Genomic DNA, 20,674 nt, shown 5'->3' on the forward strand with positions numbered 1-20,674 from the left:
ATGATTGACATCCATTCACACATAGTTTTTGATGTCGATGATGGGCCTAAAACTATAGAAGATAGTCGAGCATTGCTTGAAGAGGCATATGCACAAGGGGTTCGGACTATTGTTTCAACTTCTCATCGACGAAAGGGAATGTTTGAGACGCCAGAAGATAAGATTGCTGCTAATTTTAAAATCGTTCAGGAACTGTCTAAGGAGATAGCTCCTGACCTAACAATCTTATACGGTGCTGAAATCTATTTTACTAGCGACATCCTAGATAAATTAGAAAATCACATCATCCCTAAACTCAATGATACACGTTATGCCTTGATTGAATTTAGTATGAATACACCTTATCGTGAGATTCACAGCGCCTTGTCTAAGGTTCTCATGTTAGGAATAACGCCTGTGATTGCTCATATCGAACGCTACCACGCCTTGGAAAATGATGAAAAAAGAGTGAGAGAGCTTATCAATATGGGATGTTACACGCAAATTAATAGTTCGAGTATTCTAAAGCCAAAACTATTTGGCGATACCTATAAGTTTATGAAAAAACGAGCTCGCTATTTTTTAGATAGAGATCTAGTTCATATCGTGGCAAGTGACATGCATAACCTAGTTGATCGACAACCTTATATGAAGGAAGCCTACGAATTGGTTAGCAAAAAGTATGGCCAAGAAAAAGCCCATGAGCTTTTTACAACCAATCCTGCAAAAGTGATTAAAAATCAAATATTATAGGAGTTACAATGAAAGACAAAGATAGAATCGAAATTGATGTAGTACAAATGTTAAAAGTATTGTGGAAGCGTAAATTATATATCGCTCTAGCAGCTATTGTTACAGGAGCTATTGCTTTTGCCTATAGTTCGTTTGTTGTTAAGCCTGAATATACAAGTACTACACGTATCTACGTTGTTAATAGAAATCAAGGGGATAAACCTGGATTGACTAACCAAGATTTGCAAGCAGGTTCTTACTTGGTAAAAGACTACCGTGAGATTATCCTTTCTCAGGATGTATTAGAAAAAGTAGTGGCTGAGCAAGGATTAAATTTTGATGCGAAAGCTCTTGCTAGAAAAATTCAAGTAACAGTTCCGGCAGATACACGTATTGTGTCAATTTCTGTACGTGACAGTAAACCTGAAGAAGCAAGCCGTATTGCAAATGCTCTTCGAGAAGTAGCTGCTCAAAAAATTATTTCTGTTACGAAAGTATCAGATGTGACGACCTTGGAAGAAGCTCGTCCTGCTATATCACCATCTTCTCCAAACATTCGTCGCAACACAATCTTGGGTGTAGGTGCAGGAGCAAGTGTTGTGATTCTATTGGCTCTATTAGTTGAACTAATGGATGATCGAGTGAAACGTCCAGAAGATATTGAAGAAGTAATGCATCTCTCTCTTTTGGGAGTTATTCCAAATCTAGAGAAATTAAAGTAAGGGAGTAAACATGGCAAAGTTAGAATTATCAGAAAAACGCCAAGCGTTTGTAAAAAAAGCAGAAGAATACTACAACGCTCTACGTACAAATATTCAATTGAGTGGAGATAAGTTAAAGGTTATTGCAGTATCTTCAGTTAGACCTGGAGAAGGAAAATCTACGACATCAACCAACATTGCCTGGGCTTTTGCGCGTGCTGGCTACAAAACGCTCCTTATTGATGCAGATATTCGAAATTCTGTTATGTCTGGGGTCTTCATGTCAACCGAAAAAATCACTGGTTTGACAGACTACTTGTCGGGTACAAAAGATTTGTCGCATGGTTTATGTGAGACAAATGTGGAGAATTTATTTGTTATCCAGTCTGGAGCTATTTCTCCTAACCCGACCGCTCTTCTTCAAAGTGAAAAATTTGAAGTCATGATAGAAACACTTCGCAAGTATTTTGATTACATTATTGTAGATACAGCTCCAATTGGAGTAGTTATTGATGCTGCGATTATTGCTCAAAAATGTGATGCCTCTATTTTAGTAACGGAGGCTTCTGTTACAAAGCGTAGAGAAGTTCAAAAAGCTAAGACACAATTAGAACAGACAGGCGTACCGTTCTTGGGAGTTATTTTGAATAAATTCAATATCCATCTTGAAAAGTATGGTACTTACGGTACATATGGCGGATATGGGAATTACGGTGCCTACGGTAAAAAATAAGTTTAGGGAGGAAATATGGAAGGAAGGGGTTTCTATAACGTAACTCTAGCGTTTTTGCAGAGTATACTCGTTAGTGTATTAGCTTATATACTGATTTCTGTTACAGAGACAGAGATTGTTGCAAAAACTGTGTTTGTCCTTTACTTTCTTCACTTTGCTGCCTTCTACATTAGTGGCTATGGTAAGGATTTTTTCAAGCGAAGTCAGTCGGTTGAATTGATAGAGACAGTAAAATACATCATCTTTTTTGCCTTGTTAATTAGTTTCTCTAGTTTTTTCCTGAAAGACCAATTTGTTATTTCTAGAAGGGGAATGATTTATTTCCTTTCTTTATTCGGGATTCTAAATTATATTCTTAGTTTTGTTATTAAAAAATATTGGGTTCAATTTAATCATAATTTAAAAGGGAGCCGAAAGATTCTTTTGATAACAGCTACATCTCGCATTGAGAAGGTGATAGAGCGTCTTTTAACAGCCAGTGACGTCACGGGTAAGTTAGTAGCTGTAAGTGTACTAGATAAACCTGATTTTAAACATGATAAGGTTACTGTTGTTTCACCCAAAAATCTCATTAATTATGCAACTCATGAGGTAGTAGACGAAGTCTTTGTGAACCTACCTAGTGAGGATTATGATATTGGTAGCATTATTTCACAATTTGAAACGATGGGAATTGATGTTACTGTTAATTTAAATGCCTTTGATAAGAATTTAGGTAGAAATAAACAGATCCATGAGATGGCTGGATTGAATGTAGTAACTTTTTCTACAAACTTATATAAACCAAGCCACATAGTTGCCAAACGAATTATTGATATTTTAGGGGCAATTGTTGGGCTCATCATTTGTGGACTGGTAAGTATTGTCCTTGTCCCAATGATTCGAAAAGATGGTGGACCGGCAATCTTTTCTCAAACCCGAGTCGGTAAAAATGGTCGCTATTTCACTTTCTATAAATTCCGATCTATGAGGATAGATGCAGAAGAAATCAAGCAGCAATTGATGGATCAAAATACCATGCAAGGTGGTATGTTTAAAATGGATAATGATCCTCGTGTTACAAAAATTGGTCGCTTTATACGTAAAACTAGTATTGACGAATTGCCACAGTTTTGGAATGTACTGATTGGGGACATGAGCCTAGTAGGGACTCGCCCTCCAACAGTGGATGAATATGAAAAGTATACGCCTGAGCAGAAACGTCGATTGAGTTTTAAACCAGGCATTACTGGGCTATGGCAAATTAGTGGTCGAAGTGGGATAACCAACTTTGACGATGTTGTCAAACTAGATGTAGCTTATATCGATGATTGGACAATTTGGAAAGACTTCGAGATATTATTAAAGACGATAAAAGTTGTGTTGGTAAGAGATGGAGCTAAGTGATTCTATGAACTCCACGCTACTAGGAGAAAAATGAAACAGTCAGTTTATATCATTGGTTCAAAAGGAATTCCTGCAAATTATGGGGGATTCGAAACCTTTGTTGAAAAATTAACAGAATATCAAAAAGACAACAATATACAATATTATGTTGCTTGCATGCGGGAGAATTCAGCTAAGTCAGGGATTACAGCTGATCAATTTGAGCACAATGGGGCGGTTTGTTTTAATATTGATGTACCAAACATTGGGCCTGCTCGGGCAATCGCCTATGACATTGCCGCAGTCAATAAGGCTATCGAATTAGCCAAGTTTAACAAGGATGAGGCTCCAATTTTTTACATTCTAGCTTGCCGTATAGGTCCCTTTATTTCAGGAATTAAAAAGAAAATAGAAGCTATCGGTGGCACCCTTATGGTCAATCCGGATGGGCATGAGTGGTTGCGTGCGAAGTGGAGCCTTCCAGTTCGCAAGTATTGGAAGTTCTCTGAGCAGCTCATGGTTAAACAAGCCGATCTTTTGATTTGTGATAGTAAGAATATAGAATCATATATCCAAAAAGACTATGCTAAGTATCAGCCTCAAACTACCTATATAGCCTATGGGACAGATACAAGTAAGTCTGTCTTGAATAAAGAGGATGAGAAAGTACGGACTTGGTTTGGTGAAAAACAAGTTTCGGAAGGCAACTACTATCTTGTGGTAGGTCGTTTTGTACCAGAAAATAACTATGAAGCCATGATTCGTGGTTTTATGCAATCAAATTCTAAAAAAGATTTTATTCTTATTACAAATGTAGAACAAAACAAGTTTTATGAGCAGTTGCGCTCGGATACAGGGTTTGATCAAGATCCTCGTGTGAAGTTTGTAGGGACTGTTTATGATCAAGAATTGCTCAAATATATTCGTGAGAATGCTTTTGCATACTTCCATGGTCACGAGGTAGGGGGGACCAATCCGTCATTACTTGAGGCTCTTGAGTCCACTAAACTTAACCTCTTATTGGATGTTGGTTTTAACCGTGAAGTGGGTGAAGAGGGAGCTCTCTATTGGAAGAAAGACCAATTGGCAAATGTCATTAATCAAGCTGAACAATTAGATAATCAAGCTATCGAGGTTCTCAATCAAAAGTCAAGTGGTCGTATCGAAGAAGCCTTTACATGGGATAAGATTGTTACAAACTACGAGAAAGTATTTAAAGGATAAAAATGCAGAAAATTTTATACCTACACGCAGGTGCTGAAATGTACGGTGCTGACAAAGTATTGTTAGAGCTTATTAAAGGGTTGGATAAAGGAGAATTCGAAGCACATGTTATTTTACCCAATGATGGTGTATTAGTCAGTGCATTAGAAGAGGTTGGTGCTAAAGTTAAAGTAATTAACTATCCAATCTTGCGCCGTAAATATTTTAATCCAAGAGGGATTCTTGAGTACTTCAGTTCTTATAACCGCTATTCAAAACAAATCGCTGACTATGCTAAGGGAAATGGAATTACTCTCATTCACAATAATACGACTGCAGTTCTTGAGGGAATTCACCTCAAACGGAAGTTGAAAATTCCGTTGATTTGGCATGTTCATGAAATTATCGTCAAACCAAAAGCGATTTCTGATTTTATCAACTTTTTGATGGGGAGCTATGCTGATAAGATTGTGACAGTTTCAAATGCTGTAGCAAATCATGTCAAGCAATCTCGCTGTGTTAAAGATGACCAAGTTCAAGTCATCTATAATGGTGTTGACAATGCTGTTTATCAGGTGATGGATGCTAGCGGTGTCCGAAACCAGTTTGGAATTGCTCAAGATGCTCTGGTAATCGGAATGGTTGGTCGTGTTAATGCTTGGAAGGGGCAAGGTGACTTTCTGGAAGCCGTGACTCCAATCTTGAAGGACAATCCAAAAGCAGTTGCCTTTTTAGCAGGTAGTGCATTTGAGGGTGAAGAATGGCGTGTGGTTGAGTTGGAAAAAGCCATTTCAGACTCTCCAGTAGCGAGACAAATCAAACGAATTGACTATTATAACAAGACGACAGAGCTTTATAATATGTTTGATATCTTTGTCTTACCAAGTACCAATCCAGATCCACTACCAACAGTGGTCCTAGAAGCCATGGCTTGTGGCAAACCAGTCGTGGGCTACCATCATGGCGGTGTCTGTGAAATGGTCAAGGAAGGTGAAAATGGCCTTCTCGTCACACCAAATCAACCTGTAGAACTGTCTAAGGCTATTCAAGAGTTGGCTGAAAATACCGAGAAAAGAGCGCAATTTGGTGAGGCTTCTATCAAACGTCAAACAGAGCTATTTTCGTTGGAGAGTTATATCAAGAATTTCTCAGATTTGTATAAAAGATAGAAAATTAAGATTATGAATAAAATAGATTTTGTTGTTATGTGGGTAGACGGTGGAGATCCTGTTTGGCAAGCTAAGAAAGTCAAATATTCCGAGTCTGTGGATACTTCTAAAAACAGTATGAACTCGGTGAAAGCCTATCGTGATTGGGGAACTTTCAAGTATTGGTTTAGAGGGGTGGAAAAATTTGCTCCTTGGGTCAATAAGGTATACCTCGTCACTGACCAACAAAAACCGTCTTGGTTAAATATTGCAAGCGAAAAATTGGTTTTAGTGGATCATTCAGATATCCTTCGTAAGGACTACCTGCCTGTCTTTTCTGCGAATCCTATCGAGAGCAACATCCATCGCATTACTGGGCTCTCTGAACACTTTGTATTTTTTAATGATGATGTCTATCTTACAGCTCCGGTTGAACCAACGGATTTCTTCTCGGAAGAAGGTCTGCCAAAGTATAATACAGCTTTATCGCCTATTGTCCCAGAACGTTACGGAACAGGGCATTTCCAAGTGAACGATATGGAAATTGTAACCAGTTATTTTAGTCGGGACGAGATTCTTAAAAATGGAAAATTTTTATCTTTCAAGCAAGGTTGGAAAAATATTCTCAAGACTTTGCTCTATAGAAATAGTAAATTTATTTGCGGTTTTTGGGAAAATCATTTGGCTCATCCCCTCTTAAAGTCAACTATGGAATTGGTATGGGAGAAAGAAACTGCTATCTTGGAAAAAACATCTGCTAGTCGCTTTAGAAATCCAGCTGATACCAATGTTTGGCTTTTTAAATACTGGCAGATTGCTAGTGGGAAATATGAGGTAGCTGACCCTAAATTAGGTGACTTGTTCTCTCTAGACAATGTAGATTCTGACTTTTGGGAACTATTGAATTCTGGGAAATACAAAATTATGTGTATCAATGATGGTTTTAATGTTCAAGATGAAGAGCAGGTCATGACTGACTTTATCAAAGCTATGGGTCAACTTTTCCCAGAAAAAAGTTCATTTGAACTTTAAACATCTAATTGAGTAAGAGAAAGAAAAGAAAATATGATTTCGGTAATTGTACCTATTTATAATGTGGAGGAATATCTTCGGTATGCTATGGAAAGTTTGGTCAATCAAACCTATAAAGATTTTGAAGTCATTTTGGTTGACGATGGTTCCATTGATAATTCCGGGCAACTATGCGATCAATACGCAAGTGACTATGAATGGGTATCGGCCTATCATAAAGTAAATGGTGGATTGTCTGATGCTAGAAACTATGGTGTGACTAAAGCTAAAGGGGACTGGATTGTTTTTCTAGACCCAGATGACTATTTTGAGCCTTGTGCCCTTGAGCTTTTAATGGAACTCCAAAAACGTACAGGTGCTCGAATTGTTGCAGGAAAAGGCAAGGACACCTACGATCACGATTCTTATCAAAACTACCAAATAAATGAAGAAATGCTAGCGAAAGCTACCCTTCTTTCTTCTGAAGAAACTTTGGTAGAGATGCTTTATGGTACAATTGCTACGGTCTCTGCCTGGGCTAAACTCTTTCCAAAAGATATCGTAGAAAAACACCCCTATCCAAAAGGGAAAATCTATGAAGACTTATATGTTATTAGTGATTACTTGAAAGAAGTGGAATCAGTTTGTGTGATTGATTTAGGTATCTATCATTATTATCGTAGACCAAACAGTATTACCTTATCAAACTTCAATAGTAAGCACTATGATTTTTATGATTCTATGGATCATTTGGCAGAAGTTGTCCAGAAGGACTATGCTGCCAATACAGAACTTGACGATGCTGTCATCGCCCGTTTGTTCATCGGTAGTCTCCACATTTTCATCTTAATCTCAGATTCTTCCAAAGAGGAAATTCTTCGTATTCAAAGAAAGATTAGACCTCATCTAGGAAGAGTATTGAAAAATAAGCGGATTAACTTGAAAAATAAGGCGATCTATGTGATGTTATCATTGGCTCCAGGTCTGTATTATCGTTTTAAAAAATTAAAAAAAGCCTCAATGAAATAAAAGAGGTTAGAGATTAGAAAAAGAAAATGTTAAAGATATAACGCGATAAACTGTTGGTGGCAGTGGTTCTAACATTGGTGATTTCGATTGATATGATTCGGACTTAAATGTTAGCGTCTTTCTTGCCTCATATCCCCAATATCGTTCCATTTTTCGGAGTGGTCTTGTTAGGGTTACGTTTTCTTTATATTAAGCAATATTCTTTTACGTTTTTCTTGTTTGCACCGTTTTTATTGATAACAGGTTGTCTCATTTACTATAAGACGGGTAATCTAAATGCCTTAATGTACCTTCTTCTGATTAGAATAAAGTGGAGTTAGAGAGTATTCTAAAACTTTATGTAAGGATCAGCTTGTTCTTTGTTGTTTTGATTATTCTACTTTCGATGATGGGAGTCATTCCAAACTTACAGTTTGTTCAATCTCGAGCAGCGGGTGCCGTTGTCCAAAACTCTTTTGGATTTATCTACTCAACTGACTTTGCCTCTCATTGTTTCTATCTCTATATGGTTATTTCTTATCTTTTTAGAAAAAAGTATATTTTTCTAAGAATTTTATCAGGATTAGCCTTGGCAGGATTTGTTATCTATTTTTGTGATGCCCGTTTAAATGCTGACTCCATCTTAGCAGCAACAGGAATTGTTCTATACTTTTATTATCATAAACACATCAAATTGTTTTTGAAACCTATGAATTGGGAGAAGATGTTCGTTTCAATCGAACTGTATACGAATGTCTCAATAAAATCGCATTCTCACAAATTTGTTAATATGCCTATATTTCGGGCGGGGACTCTTCTACTATGGGACAGTATAATCCCAATCGAATGAAATATCAACTGGAAAAATTAGAGAAAGTTGACTAGCTGATGTCAATATGGGGCATTCATGATGGACAATTTGTTGATCAAATAAATCTCGTATTCTAATGAGTAATATTCAAAATATTTCAGCTCAAAAAACACCTCTTCTTTTGAAACGGCAATATTTTGAAGAATTGTGTGTAAACAAAGAGATGGTTATTTTGACAAAAAAACACTCCTTTTATCAATCTTTTCGTTAGATTCTTACTTATTTATAGAATACATCGTACGGTGGATTTTCTAAAGAAATACAGATTTTAATCAAATGGGTAAGTTCAATTCTTTGATATTTGATAAAAGAGAGTTGTAAAGTTTTAAATATTTTTAATTAAATGATTGAAAGGGTTGGATGGCTATTGTGATAAACAATCGTACTATATCAGAAAAAATTTATTTAATCACCTTATTTATATGGGTTGTTGTCACGTCATTAGTCACAACTACTTATTTTATTAGATTAGAGGGCTTTTTATCATTGTATAGGATCGTCCTCTATTTCACAATTGCTATGATTTTGATAAAAGAGTTGGTGAATCTTCCAAGAAGCTTGTATCACTTTAGATTTCATTGGGAACAACTGTTAATAGCAGTATTGTTCATTATTTCTATGTTTATAGTTGCAAAAAATCGAGAGGGGTTACTTGATTTAAATGTTCTTTTACTTGTTTTTTCAGCTAGAGATATAGATTTCAGAAAGTTATTAGGAACTTTCTCTTTTGCCACATTTCTAGTCCTTGTTTTGACGATTTTTGCTAGCAACAAGGGCGTGATTTCGAATATGATTATGCGTGCAGATAGCGGATATCGTTTTAGTCTAGGGTTTAATTATGTTTCGTTTGCCTCACAAAGATTATTTTTTGCATTATGTACTTATCTAATGTTTCGAGGGAAAAAAATTTCTTACATGGAATTACTGGTCCTACTGTCGGCTACGATTTATATGTACCAACAAACTTCGACAACCAGTCCATTTTATTTAAGTATTTTAATACTTACATATGCGTTATTTAGTCTGAAAATCATAAAAAAAGGCTTTATTATTGAACACTTCTGGATGAAAACAATCGCAAAATATGGTTTTATTTTGGCTTTAATCATTACCTTATATTTCTGTTTATATTCATCTGGGAATTTATTCCATTTTGTAGATCAATTTACACATAATCGGCTACGGTTAAGTGTAGAGGGGTTCCGCAATTTTGGAGTATCTTGGTTAGGACAACATATTAAATTTACACTCTTAGACATTTTCGGGAATTTTACTAGTAATTATAATTTCATAGATAGCTCGTTTGTGCAGTTGTTGGTTATTGATGGCTTAATCGTCAGTGCCTTCATGTTGTTAACTCTTACTAAAGTTATGAAATATTTCGTAACCATTCGAGAAGATATCGTACTTGCCTGTTTAGGAGTCATGATTATCCATGGCATGTTTGACCCTCAAATGTTAGTTCTTCGATATTCTCCATTGATCTTATTTATCAGTCGTTTGTTTATCATGAATTCAGATAATGAAATTGAATAAAGAAGATTAAACGATAATTTAACAGGAAGGCAAAATTCTCTATATTTATGAAAGTGCTTAAAAACTACGCCTACAATCTTTCTTATCAATTGTTGGTGATTATACTTCCGATTATTACGACTCCCTATGTAACACGGGTCTTTTCTTCGGATGATTTAGGGACGTATGGATACTTTAATTCCATTGTCACCTACTTTATTCTCTTAGCGACACTAGGAGTTGCTAACTATGGTACTAAGGAAATTTCCAGCCATCGTAAGGAAGTCGAAAAGACTTTCTGGGGGATCTATAGTTTGCAGATACTAGCTACTTGCTTAGCAATTAGTCTCTATATCATAGTATGTCTCTTGGTTCCTTCCATGAACAATCCTATTGCTTATATTTTAGGCTTTAGTTTGTTATCTCGTGGTTTAGATATTTCTTGGCTTTTTCAAGGGCTTGAAGACTTCAAAAAGATAACGGCTCGAAACACCATGGTCAAGCTTCTAGGGGTTGTTTCAATCTTTCTTTTTGTAAAGAAACCATCTGATTTATATTTGTATATCATTCTCATAGTTGCTTATGATTTATTAGGTCAACTGAGTATGTGGTTACCAGCTCGTGAACACATTCGCAAACCCCATCTTGATTTGGCCTATGCTAGGAAGCATATCAAGCCGGTAATTCTCTTGTTTTTACCTCAAATTGCAATTTCACTTTATATCACGCTAGATCGTACAATGCTAGGGGCCCTGTCTTCTACCAAGGATGTAGGGATTTACGATCAAGCTCTTAAGTTGATAAATATTTTGTTGACCTTGGTAACTTCACTGGGAAGCGTCATGCTTCCACGGGTTTCCAATCTTCTTTCATCTGGAAATCAAAAAGCAGTTAACAAATTACATGAAATGTCCTTCTTGGTTTATAATCTTGTTATTTTTCCAATGATTGCAGGGATTTTGATTGTCAACAACGACTTTGTTCAATTTTTCTTGGGGCAAGACTTCCAGGATGCACGTTATGCAATCGCGATTATGGTCTTCCGGATGTTCTTTATCGGCTGGACCAACATCATGGGGATTCAAATCTTAATTCCACATAATCACAATCGTGAATTTATGTTATCGACAACCATTCCTGCTATTTTTAGTGTAGGACTCAACCTCCTCTTGATTCCGCCTTTAGGTTATATAGGGGCTTCAATTGTATCCGTTGCGACCGAAGGTCTAGTTTGGCTCATCCAACTCTATTTCACACGGTCTTACTTGAAAGAAGTCAAGATTCTTCCTTCTATGCTAAAAATATTCCTAGCTGCTCTCTTAATGTACGGAAGCCTGCACTTTATGCAAGCCTTTATCAACTTCTCAGCTGTTGTGAATGTTTTGATTTTTGCTGTGTTTGGTTTCGTCGTTTATGGAGGATTGATACTAGTCTTACGTGTCTTGGATTTCCAAGAACTAAAAAGTGTTTTAAAGAAATGAGGAGATGATATGTACGATTATTTGATTGTCGGCGCGGGTCTGTCAGGTGCAATTTTCGCTCATGAGGCAACCAAGCGTGGAAAAAAAGTAAAAGTAATTGACAAGCGTGGTCACATCGGTGGAAATATCTACTGTGAAAATATTGAAGGAATTAATGTTCACAAGTACGGTGCCCATATTTTCCATACTTCCAACAAAAAGGTTTGGGACTATGTCAACCAGTTCGCTGAATTCAACAACTATATCAACTCACCAGTGGCTAACTATAAGGGGAGTCTTTACAATCTTCCTTTCAACATGAATACCTTCTATGCCATGTGGGGGACCAAGACTCCTCAGGAAGTCAAGGACAAGATTGCGGAGCAAACGGCGGATATGAAGGATGTTGAGCCGAAAAACTTGGAAGAACAAGCGATCAAGTTGATTGGTCCGGATATCTATGAAAAGTTGATCAAGGGCTATACAGAAAAGCAATGGGGGCGTTCTGCAACAGACCTTCCTCCATTTATCATCAAACGTCTTCCAGTTCGTTTGACTTTTGATAACAACTATTTTAACGATCGTTATCAGGGAATTCCAATCGGCGGCTACAACGTCATCGTTGAAAACATGTTGGGTGATGTAGAAGTAGAACTTGGAGTTGACTTCTTTGCTAACCGTGAAGAGTTAGAAGCATCAGCAGAAAAAGTTGTCTTTACAGGAATGATTGACCAGTACTTTGACTACAAGCATGGAGAGTTGGAATACCGTAGTCTTCGATTCGAGCACGAAGCCTTGGATGAAGAAAATTATCAAGGAAATGCCGTGGTTAACTATACGGAACGTGAGATTCCATACACTCGTATCATTGAGCACAAGCACTTCGAGTATGGCACTCAACCAAAGACGGTTATCACTCGTGAGTACCCAGCTGATTGGAAACGTGGAGATGAGCCATACTATCCAATCAATGATGAAAAAAACAATACTATATTTGCTAAGTATCAAGAAGAAGCATCCAAAAATGACAAAGTCATCTTCTGTGGGCGCCTAGCTGATTATAAATACTACGACATGCACGTGGTTATTGAGCGTGCTCTTGAAGTCGTCGAGGAAAAATTGGGAAGTATCTAAGGATATCACAGATAAAGGGGAGAAAAGTGAGATATTATCTGAAAGATTCATTTCTGCATAACCAACATGAAAAGAATGCAGGAAGTAAGGCGCGAAATGATGTGGAAGCCATTCTAATTTCAGAAGGGTATAAGGGATTAGAGATTAAGGTTGACGACTGGTATCAGATGAATTTCTTTAAGGCCCAACAACACAAATATAGTGCAACTAAATCTGTGTTTGATCAACTAGGTTCAGGGGATGAATTGGTCATTCAGTTTCCAATTATCCATCATACATTTTTCATTGCACAGCTCATCAAGCAGGCACAAAAAAGAGGAGCGAAATTCTACCTCTTGATTCACGATATTGAAACCTTACGTCATGCTGCAGGCTCTGAAGTGAAATTGAGACATAAATTGAGAAACTATTTCCAAGAGAAGAAAGCTTTGATGTCTGTGGATGGGATTATTGTTCATAATGACATCATGAAGAGTGTTTTAGCTAATCAAGGATTTCCAGCTGATAAAATGGTTAGTTTAGAGATTTTTGATTATTTGATTCCAAATTTTCAAGAAAAGTCTCTTCCTCAAAAAGAACAAGCAATCATTGTTGCTGGGAATTTAAACCCAACAAAATCAGGCTATCTATATAGTTTGCCAGAGAATCCTACCTATAATCTCTATGGAGTTGGGTACGATGAAAGCCGTGCTTTGAATAACATCACTTACTTTGGTGCCTTTATGCCTGATGATTTACCAGCAGCTCTTGAAGGTAGTTTTGGCTTAGTGTGGGATGGGGATAGTTCGGAAACTTGTCAGGGTACTTACGGCAACTATCTGCGTTTTAACAATTCTCATAAAGCTTCTCTTTACTTGGCATCTGGCTTTCCTCTCGTGGTTTGGAAGGAATCCGCCCTTGCTCATTTTGTATTGGATAAACAGTGTGGTATAGTAGTTGATTCTCTTCACGACCTCCAAAAGATATTAGACGAGTTGACGCTACAAGATTATAATGAGCTTTTAGACAATGCTAGACACGTTGGAGTCGCTCTTCGAGAAGGGGCTTATCTTAAAGCAGCTTTAATGAAATTAAAATGACTTTATAAAACTGATTTGTAACTGTTATTTGTAGAGTGTTATAAGAGTAGCAGTCGGTTTTCGTATTTTATATTTTAAAAGTATAGAGGTTTTTTGATAAAGACATTATAGTTATCATTTATTAATAGTAATTTACTGTACTTTACAAAAAATTAATAATAAAATAAAAAATTCGTTAGATTCCTTCTTAAGCTATCAACTTGAAAGTGAAAAAGGATAAAAGAGAAAGGTTGCCTAAAATGAAAGGTATTATTTTAGCAGGTGGTTCGGGAACACGTTTATATCCCCTTACTCGCGTTGCATCAAAACAACTGATGCCGATTTATGATAAACCTATGATTTACTATCCGCTTTCAACTCTGATGTTAGCTGGAATAAAGGATATTTTAATTATTTCTACTCCTCAAGATTTGCCTAGATTTAAAGAACTGCTTCAAGATGGATCTGAGTTTGGCATTAAACTTTCTTATGCGGAGCAACCGAGCCCAGATGGTCTAGCCCAAGCATTTATTATCGGAGAAGAGTTTATTGGAACTGATAATGTTGCTTTGATTTTGGGAGACAACATCTATCATGGGTCAGGTCTTTCAAAAATGCTTCAAAAAGCAGCAAGCAAGGAGTCGGGCGCGACTGTTTTTGGATACCATGTAAAGGACCCTGAACGATTCGGTGTTGTGGAGTTTGACAAGGACATGAACGCTATTTCTATTGAAGAAAAGCCAGAACATCCTCGTTCAAACTATGCAGTTACAGGCCTCTATTTCTACGATAACGATGTAGTAGCAATTTCTAAAAGCATCAAACCAAGCCCTCGTGGCGAATTGGAGATTACAGACGTTAATAAGGCTTATCTAGAACGTGGAGATTTGTCAGTTGAGGTTATGGGGCGTGGTTTTGCTTGGTTAGATACAGGAACTCACGAGAGTTTGCTAGAAGCTTCGCAGTACATTGAAACTGTTCAACGTATACAAAATGTTCAGGTTGCAAATTTAGAAGAAATTGCCTATCGTATGGGCTATATCAGTCGAGAAGATGTGTTGGAGTTGGCTCAACCGCTGAAGAAAAATGAATACGGGCAGTATCTGCTCCGTTTGATAGGAGAGGGATAGATGACAGATAATTTTTTCGACAAGACTCTTACAGTACGCAATATTGAAGAGATTCCAGGCCTGTTAGAGTTTGACATTCCAGTTCATGGTGATAATCGTGGCTGGTTTAAAGAAAATTTTCAAAAAGAAAAAATGCTGCCACTTGGATTTCCTGAGTCTTTCTTTGCAGAAGGGAAATTGCAAAACAATGTATCTTTCTCACGCAAAAATGTCCTCCGTGGTTTGCATGCGGAACCCTGGGATAAGTATATCTCTGTAGCAGATGGGGGGAAAGTTCTAGGCTCTTGGGTCGATTTACGTGAGGGAGAAACCTTCGGAAATACCTATCAAACAGTAATAGATGCGAGCAAAGGAATTTTTGTTCCTCGAGGCGTGGCCAATGGCTTTCAAGTTCTATCAGATACAGTTTCTTATAGTTATCTAGTCAATGACTACTGGGCTCTTGAACTCAAACCCAAGTATGCCTTTGTGAACTACGCTGATCCAAGCCTTGGCATCGAATGGGAAAATCTTGCAGAAGCAGAGGTTTCAGAAGCAGATAAAAATCATCCACTACTTAAGGACGTAAAACCTTTGAGAAAAGAGAATTTGTAAAAGGGAAAGAAAATGACTGAATACAAAAAAATTATCGTGACAGGTGGAGCTGGTTTTATCGGTTCTAACTTTGTCCACTATGTTTACAATAATTTTCCGGATATTCACGTGACAGTATTGGATAAGTTGACTTATGCTGGGAATCGCGCTAATATTGAGGAAATTTTAGGTGATCGTGTTGAGTTAGTTGTTGGTGACATTGCTGATGCTGAGTTAGTAGACAAGTTGGCAGCTCAAGCAGATGCTATCATTCATTATGCGGCGGAGAGTCACAATGATAATTCACTAAATGATCCATCACCATTCATCCATACTAACTTCATTGGAACCTATACTCTTTTGGAGTCGGCTCGCAAATATGATATTCGCTTCCATCATGTGTCTACAGACGAAGTTTATGGTGATCTTCCTTTGCGCGAAGATTTACCAGACCATGGTGAAGGTCCGGGTGAGAAATTTACTGCTGAAACCAAATACAATCCTAGCTCTCCTTATTCTTCAACTAAGGCAGCTTCAGATTTGATTGTGAAAGCTTGGGTAAGATCATTTGGTGTCAAGGCGACGATTTCCAACTGTTCCAATAACTACGGTCCTTATCAACACATTGAAAAATTTATCCCACGTCAGATTACCAACATCCTAAGCGGCATTAAGCCAAAACTGTATGGTGAAGGCAAGAACGTTCGTGACTGGATTCACACCAATGACCATTCTTCAGGTGTATGGACAATCTTGACAAAAGGTCAAATTGGTGAAACCTACTTGATTGGTGCTGATGGTGAAAAGAACAACAAGGAAGTTTTGGAACTAATCCTTAAGGAAATGGGACAACCTGCCGATGCCTATGATCATGTGACTGACCGTGCAGGACATGACCTTCGTTATGCGATTGACGCAAGTAAGCTCCGTGATGAGTTGGGTTGGAAACCAGAATTTACAAACTTCGAACAAGGTCTCAAAGAAACCATCCAATGGTATAAAGATAACCAAGAATGGTGGCAAGGAGAAAAAGAATCTGTTGAAGCAAACTACGCTAAGACACAAAAAGTTCTTGAAAAATAAAAACTGAAATCGGGATCTTTTGTCCCTACCTCTATTGCTGTATGGAAGAATTATGATTCAGTTGAAAGGAAGAAAAATGATTTTAATTACAGGAGCAAATGGTCAATTAGGAACTGAACTTCGTCATTTGTTGGATGAGTATAATCAGGAATATATTGCAGTTGATGTCGCTGAGATGGACATTACCAATGCAGAGATGGTTGGGAAAGTTTTTGCTCAAGTAAAACCAAGTATAGTATACCACTGTGCGGCCTACACAGCAGTTGATGCGGCAGAGGATGAAGGGAAAGAATTGGACTTTGCCATCAATGTTATAGGGACAGAAAATGTTGCTAAAGCATCCGAAAAGCATAGTGCAACTCTAGTCTACATCTCTACCGATTATGTATTTGACGGTGAGAAACCAGTCGGACAAGAGTGGGAAGTTGATGATCGACCAGACCCTCAAACTGAATATGGGCGTACTAAGCGTATGGGAGAGGAACTGGTAGAGAAACACGTTTCAAACTTCTATATTATACGTACCGCTTGGGTTTTTGGGAATTACGGTAAAAACTTCGTCTTCACGATGAAAAATTTAGCTAAAACTCACAAGACTTTGACGGTTGTAAATGATCAACATGGTCGTCCAACTTGGACGCGTACCTTGGCTGAATTCATGACCTACCTCGTTGAAAATCGCAAGGACTTTGGTTATTATCATTTGTCGAATGATTCGACAGAAGACACAACTTGGTATGACTTTGCAGTTGAAATATTGAAAGATACAGATGTTGAAGTCAAGCCTGTTGACTCAAGTCAATTTCCTGCAAAAGCAAAACGTCCACTAAACTCAACGATGAGTCTTGCTAAAGCCAAAGCTACTGGATTTGTCATTCCAACTTGGCAAGAAGCTTTGAAAGAATTTTATAAACAAAAAGTTAAAAATTGAATGACTTATCGCTAAGAAGCTATAACCTAGCTTCTTTTTTCGTTCTGTAATTAGCTACTTTAGGACACATTTCTAAAAAAAGAATAATTTCGAAAATAAGAGCTGAAAGTTACGTAAAAACAAGATCAAAAAAGAGGATCTTAGTAGCTAGAAAAACCGAACTTTAATCCAATTGATAATAATTTGACACATTTTAGTATTATTTTTAAATTTAGTTTGATAATAAAGTTTTATTTTAAGAAATTTTTACCTCTTTTTCTTCAAAAACATGCTATAAAATCATAAAAAATTAAGCACGAATATATTTTTTATGATATAATATTCTGTGAATAGCTATGCCTTCTTGTAGCTGTTAAAAAACAAAGTGTGAAACTTGGAAGATAGAGAGGACGCAGTGTAATGACTAGAAATGGTTTCTTTACAGGCTTAGATATTGGAACGAGCTCTATTAAAGTGTTAGTTGCAGAGCTTGTAGATGGTGAAGTAAATGTAATCGGCGTTAGTAACGCAAAAAGTAAAGGTGTTAAGGATGGAATCATCGTTGATATCGAGGCTGCAGCGACAGCTATTAAATCTGCTATTTCTCAAGCAGAAGAAAAAGCAGGGATTTCTATCAAATCTGTAAATGTTGGCCTTCCAGCAAACTTGTTGCAAGTTGAACCAACGCAAGGGATGATTCCTGTAACATCAGATACAAAAGAAATTACAGATCAAGATGTTGAGAATGTTGTCAAATCAGCTTTGACTAAGAGCATGACACCTGATCGTGAAGTGATTACGTTTGTGCCAGAAGAATTTGTAGTAGACGGTTTCCAAGGTATTCGTGACCCTCGTGGTATGATGGGTGTTCGTTTGGAAATGCGTGGACTTCTCTATACAGGACCAAGAACTATTCTTCACAATCTCCGTAAAACTGTAGAACGTGTTGGAGTTCAAGTTGAGAACGTGATTATTTCACCACTTGCAATCGTTAACTCAGTTCTTAACGAAGGGGAGCGTGAGTTTGGAGCTACTGTTATTGACATGGGTGGCGGACAAACAAGTGTAGCAACTATTCGAAATCAAGAATTGCAGTACACTAATGTTTACCAAGAAGGTGGCGAGTACGTCACAAAAGACATTTCAAAAGTTCTAAAAACTTCTAAGAAAATTGCTGAAAGCTTGAAACTGAACTATGGCGAGGCTTACCCGCAATTGGCAAGTAAAGAAACTTTCCAAGTTGAAGTTATCGGTGAAGTTGAACCAGTAGAGGTGAGTGAAGTCTACCTAGCGCAAATTATTTCAGCTAGATTGAAACATGTCTTTGAACAAATCAAGCAAGATTTGGAAAGAAGACATTTGCTTGACTTACCAGGTGGCATTGCCTTGATTGGTGGAAACGCTATTCTTCCAGGAGTTGTTGAGTTAGCACAAGAAGTATTTGGAGTACGTGTTAAACTTTACGTTCCAAACCAAGTTGGTATCCGTAACCCTGCGTTTGCGCATGTAATCAGCTTGTCAGAATTCGCTGGTAGTCTTACTGAAGTAAATGTACTAGCTCAACGTGCTATTAGAGGTGATGAAACATTACGTCATCAACCAATTGACTTTAGATCAAATCAACCAAAAGCAACTGCTTCTCAACGCTCAGTATTTGGATCAAGTACTAATGCTGATGAACCTGTCTACACGACAGATGCATCACTCAACCAATCGGAAGAAAAACCGAAAGAGAAATTAACTGATCGTTTCCGTAGCTTAATTGGAAGCATGTTTGACGAATAAAGTAGAGGAAAAATAATATGACATTTTCATTTGATACAGCAGCAGCACAAGGTGCAGTAATTAAAGTTATCGGTGTTGGAGGCGGAGGCGGAAATGCCATCAACCGTATGGTTGAAGAAGGTGTTTCTGGTGTTGAATTTATTGCAGCTAACACAGATGTACAAGCTTTAAGCAGTACAAAAGCTGAAACTGTAATTCAACTTGGCCCTAAATTAACTCGTGGACTTGGTGCAGGAGGTCAACCTGAGGTTGGTCGTAAAGCTGCTGAAGAAAGCGAAGAAGTTCTAACCGAAGCAATCAGTGGAGCTGATATGGTCTTCATCACTGCTGGTATGGGTGGTGGTTCTGGTACAGGTGCTGCACCAGTTATTGCTCGTATTGCTAAAGGTCTTGGTGCCTTGACTGTCGGTGTTGTGACACGTCCATTTGGTTTTGAAGGAAGCAAACGTGGCCAATTTGCAGTGGAAGGTATTAACGAACTTCGTGAGCATGTTGATACACTGTTGATTATTTCAAATAACAACCTATTGGAAATCGTTGATAAGAAGACACCTCTTCTTGAAGCTTTGAGTGAAGCCGACAACGTTCTTCGTCAAGGTGTACAAGGGATTACAGACTTAATTACTCGCCCAGGGTTGATTAACTTGGACTTTGCAGACGTTAAGACTGTAATGGCAAACAAAGGTAATGCCCTTATGGGAATTGGTATTGGTAGTGGTGAAGAGCGTGTTATCGAAGCAGCTCGTAAAGCTATCTACTCTCCACTCCTTGAAACTACAATCGATGGTGCAGAGGATGTTATCGTAAACGTGACTGGTGGTCTGGACTTGACCTTGACAGAAGCAGAAGAAGCTTCAGAAATTGTCAACCAAGCTGCAGGACACGGTGTTAATATCTGGCTTGGAACATCTATTGATGAAACAATGAAAGATGAAATTCGAGTAACTGTTGTAGCAACTGGTGTTCGTCAGGATACTGTTGAAAAAGTTGTAGCTTCTAAGCCTAGACAAAGTGCTTACCGTGAACCAGTTAAAACTGGACGTACTCATACCTACGATCGTCACTTCGATTTAACTGAAACTCCAGAAGTTCCAGTTGGTACTTCTCGTACTCCAGAAGCACCTAAAGCATCTGCATTTGGTGACTGGGATTTAAGACGTGACACTATTGTTCGTCAGGGAGATTCTTTGGTATCACCAGTAGAGCGATTTGAAGCTCCTTCTTCTGATGAAGATGAGTTGGAAACTCCACCATTCTTTAAAAACAGATAATTCA

The 20,674-nt window shown here is 37.7% G+C and carries 19 protein-coding genes and 1 pseudogene; all 20 read left to right on the forward strand.

Features of this window, described 5'->3' with window-relative positions:
• The gene (gene cps4B, locus BQ2679_RS02960) at window positions 1-732 is read left to right on the forward strand and encodes a capsular polysaccharide biosynthesis protein Cps4B (protein WP_075566004.1); all 732 of its coding nucleotides are present in this window, start codon (window positions 1-3) and stop codon (window positions 730-732) included.
• An 8-nt stretch (window positions 733-740) separates the two neighbouring features.
• On the forward strand, window positions 741-1,433 hold the full coding sequence (locus BQ2679_RS02965; RefSeq protein ID WP_075566007.1) for a CspC family polysaccharide chain length determinant protein: 693 nt from the start codon (window positions 741-743) through the stop codon (window positions 1,431-1,433).
• A 10-nt stretch (window positions 1,434-1,443) separates the two neighbouring features.
• Window positions 1,444-2,145 (forward strand): tyrosine-protein kinase, encoded by a 702-nt coding sequence (locus BQ2679_RS02970; protein WP_075566009.1) that lies wholly within the window; start codon window positions 1,444-1,446, stop codon window positions 2,143-2,145.
• Window positions 2,146-2,160: 15 nt separating this feature from the next.
• A complete protein-coding gene (locus BQ2679_RS02975; RefSeq protein ID WP_075566011.1) occupies window positions 2,161-3,531 on the forward strand; it encodes a sugar transferase in 1,371 nt (456 codons plus the stop codon).
• A 30-nt stretch (window positions 3,532-3,561) separates the two neighbouring features.
• The gene (gene cps2T, locus BQ2679_RS02980; RefSeq protein ID WP_075566013.1) at window positions 3,562-4,734 is read left to right on the forward strand and encodes a beta 1-4 rhamnosyltransferase Cps2T; all 1,173 of its coding nucleotides are present in this window, start codon (window positions 3,562-3,564) and stop codon (window positions 4,732-4,734) included.
• 2 nt (window positions 4,735-4,736) lie between these two features.
• Entirely contained in the window at window positions 4,737-5,882 is a 1,146-nt protein-coding gene (locus BQ2679_RS02985) for a glycosyltransferase family 4 protein (RefSeq protein WP_075566015.1), read from the forward strand.
• Between the two features lie 12 nt (window positions 5,883-5,894).
• Window positions 5,895-6,893: a Stealth CR1 domain-containing protein gene (locus BQ2679_RS02990; protein ID WP_075566017.1), complete on the forward strand. Its 999-nt coding sequence runs from the start codon at window positions 5,895-5,897 to the stop codon at window positions 6,891-6,893.
• A gap of 33 nt (window positions 6,894-6,926) precedes the next feature.
• Window positions 6,927-7,901, forward strand: a complete 975-nt coding sequence (locus BQ2679_RS02995; RefSeq protein WP_075566019.1) for a glycosyltransferase family 2 protein — start codon at window positions 6,927-6,929, stop codon at window positions 7,899-7,901.
• A gap of 352 nt (window positions 7,902-8,253) precedes the next feature.
• Window positions 8,254-8,730: a hypothetical protein gene (locus BQ2679_RS10820; RefSeq protein ID WP_159427231.1), complete on the forward strand. Its 477-nt coding sequence runs from the start codon at window positions 8,254-8,256 to the stop codon at window positions 8,728-8,730.
• A gap of 381 nt (window positions 8,731-9,111) precedes the next feature.
• On the forward strand, window positions 9,112-10,287 hold the full coding sequence (locus BQ2679_RS03005) for a polymerase (protein WP_187364746.1): 1,176 nt from the start codon (window positions 9,112-9,114) through the stop codon (window positions 10,285-10,287).
• 47 nt (window positions 10,288-10,334) lie between these two features.
• Complete coding sequence (locus BQ2679_RS03010) at window positions 10,335-11,747, forward strand: flippase (RefSeq protein WP_075566021.1); 1,413 nt, start codon at window positions 10,335-10,337, stop codon at window positions 11,745-11,747.
• 9 nt (window positions 11,748-11,756) lie between these two features.
• Window positions 11,757-12,860 (forward strand): UDP-galactopyranose mutase, encoded by a 1,104-nt coding sequence (gene glf, locus BQ2679_RS03015; protein WP_075566023.1) that lies wholly within the window; start codon window positions 11,757-11,759, stop codon window positions 12,858-12,860.
• 26 nt (window positions 12,861-12,886) lie between these two features.
• Window positions 12,887-13,939 carry a glycosyltransferase gene (locus BQ2679_RS03020; protein WP_075566025.1) on the forward strand — a complete coding sequence of 351 codons (1,053 nt, stop codon included), beginning with the start codon at window positions 12,887-12,889 and terminating at the stop codon, window positions 13,937-13,939.
• Between the two features lie 239 nt (window positions 13,940-14,178).
• The gene (gene rfbA, locus BQ2679_RS03025) at window positions 14,179-15,048 is read left to right on the forward strand and encodes a glucose-1-phosphate thymidylyltransferase RfbA (protein WP_075566027.1); all 870 of its coding nucleotides are present in this window, start codon (window positions 14,179-14,181) and stop codon (window positions 15,046-15,048) included.
• On the forward strand, window positions 15,049-15,642 hold the full coding sequence (locus BQ2679_RS03030; RefSeq protein WP_075566029.1) for a dTDP-4-dehydrorhamnose 3,5-epimerase family protein: 594 nt from the start codon (window positions 15,049-15,051) through the stop codon (window positions 15,640-15,642).
• Between the two features lie 12 nt (window positions 15,643-15,654).
• Window positions 15,655-16,704: a dTDP-glucose 4,6-dehydratase gene (rfbB, locus tag BQ2679_RS03035; RefSeq protein WP_075566031.1), complete on the forward strand. Its 1,050-nt coding sequence runs from the start codon at window positions 15,655-15,657 to the stop codon at window positions 16,702-16,704.
• A 76-nt stretch (window positions 16,705-16,780) separates the two neighbouring features.
• Window positions 16,781-17,635 carry a dTDP-4-dehydrorhamnose reductase gene (rfbD, locus tag BQ2679_RS03040; protein WP_075566107.1) on the forward strand — a complete coding sequence of 285 codons (855 nt, stop codon included), beginning with the start codon at window positions 16,781-16,783 and terminating at the stop codon, window positions 17,633-17,635.
• A 399-nt stretch (window positions 17,636-18,034) separates the two neighbouring features.
• Window positions 18,035-19,226, forward strand: a pseudogene (ftsA, locus tag BQ2679_RS03045) (cell division protein FtsA); the annotation flags it as partial.
• Entirely contained in the window at window positions 19,217-19,399 is a 183-nt protein-coding gene (locus BQ2679_RS11200; RefSeq protein ID WP_392392733.1) for a cell division protein FtsA C-terminal domain-containing protein, read from the forward strand. The pseudogene ftsA and the gene BQ2679_RS11200, both read left to right, overlap by 10 nt.
• 17 nt (window positions 19,400-19,416) lie before the next feature.
• A complete protein-coding gene (ftsZ, locus tag BQ2679_RS03050) occupies window positions 19,417-20,670 on the forward strand; it encodes a cell division protein FtsZ (RefSeq protein ID WP_075566036.1) in 1,254 nt (417 codons plus the stop codon).
• Window positions 20,671-20,674: the final 4 nt, after the last annotated feature.

Source organism: Streptococcus timonensis (genome assembly GCF_900095845.1).
Taxonomy (GTDB): domain Bacteria; phylum Bacillota; class Bacilli; order Lactobacillales; family Streptococcaceae; genus Streptococcus; species Streptococcus timonensis.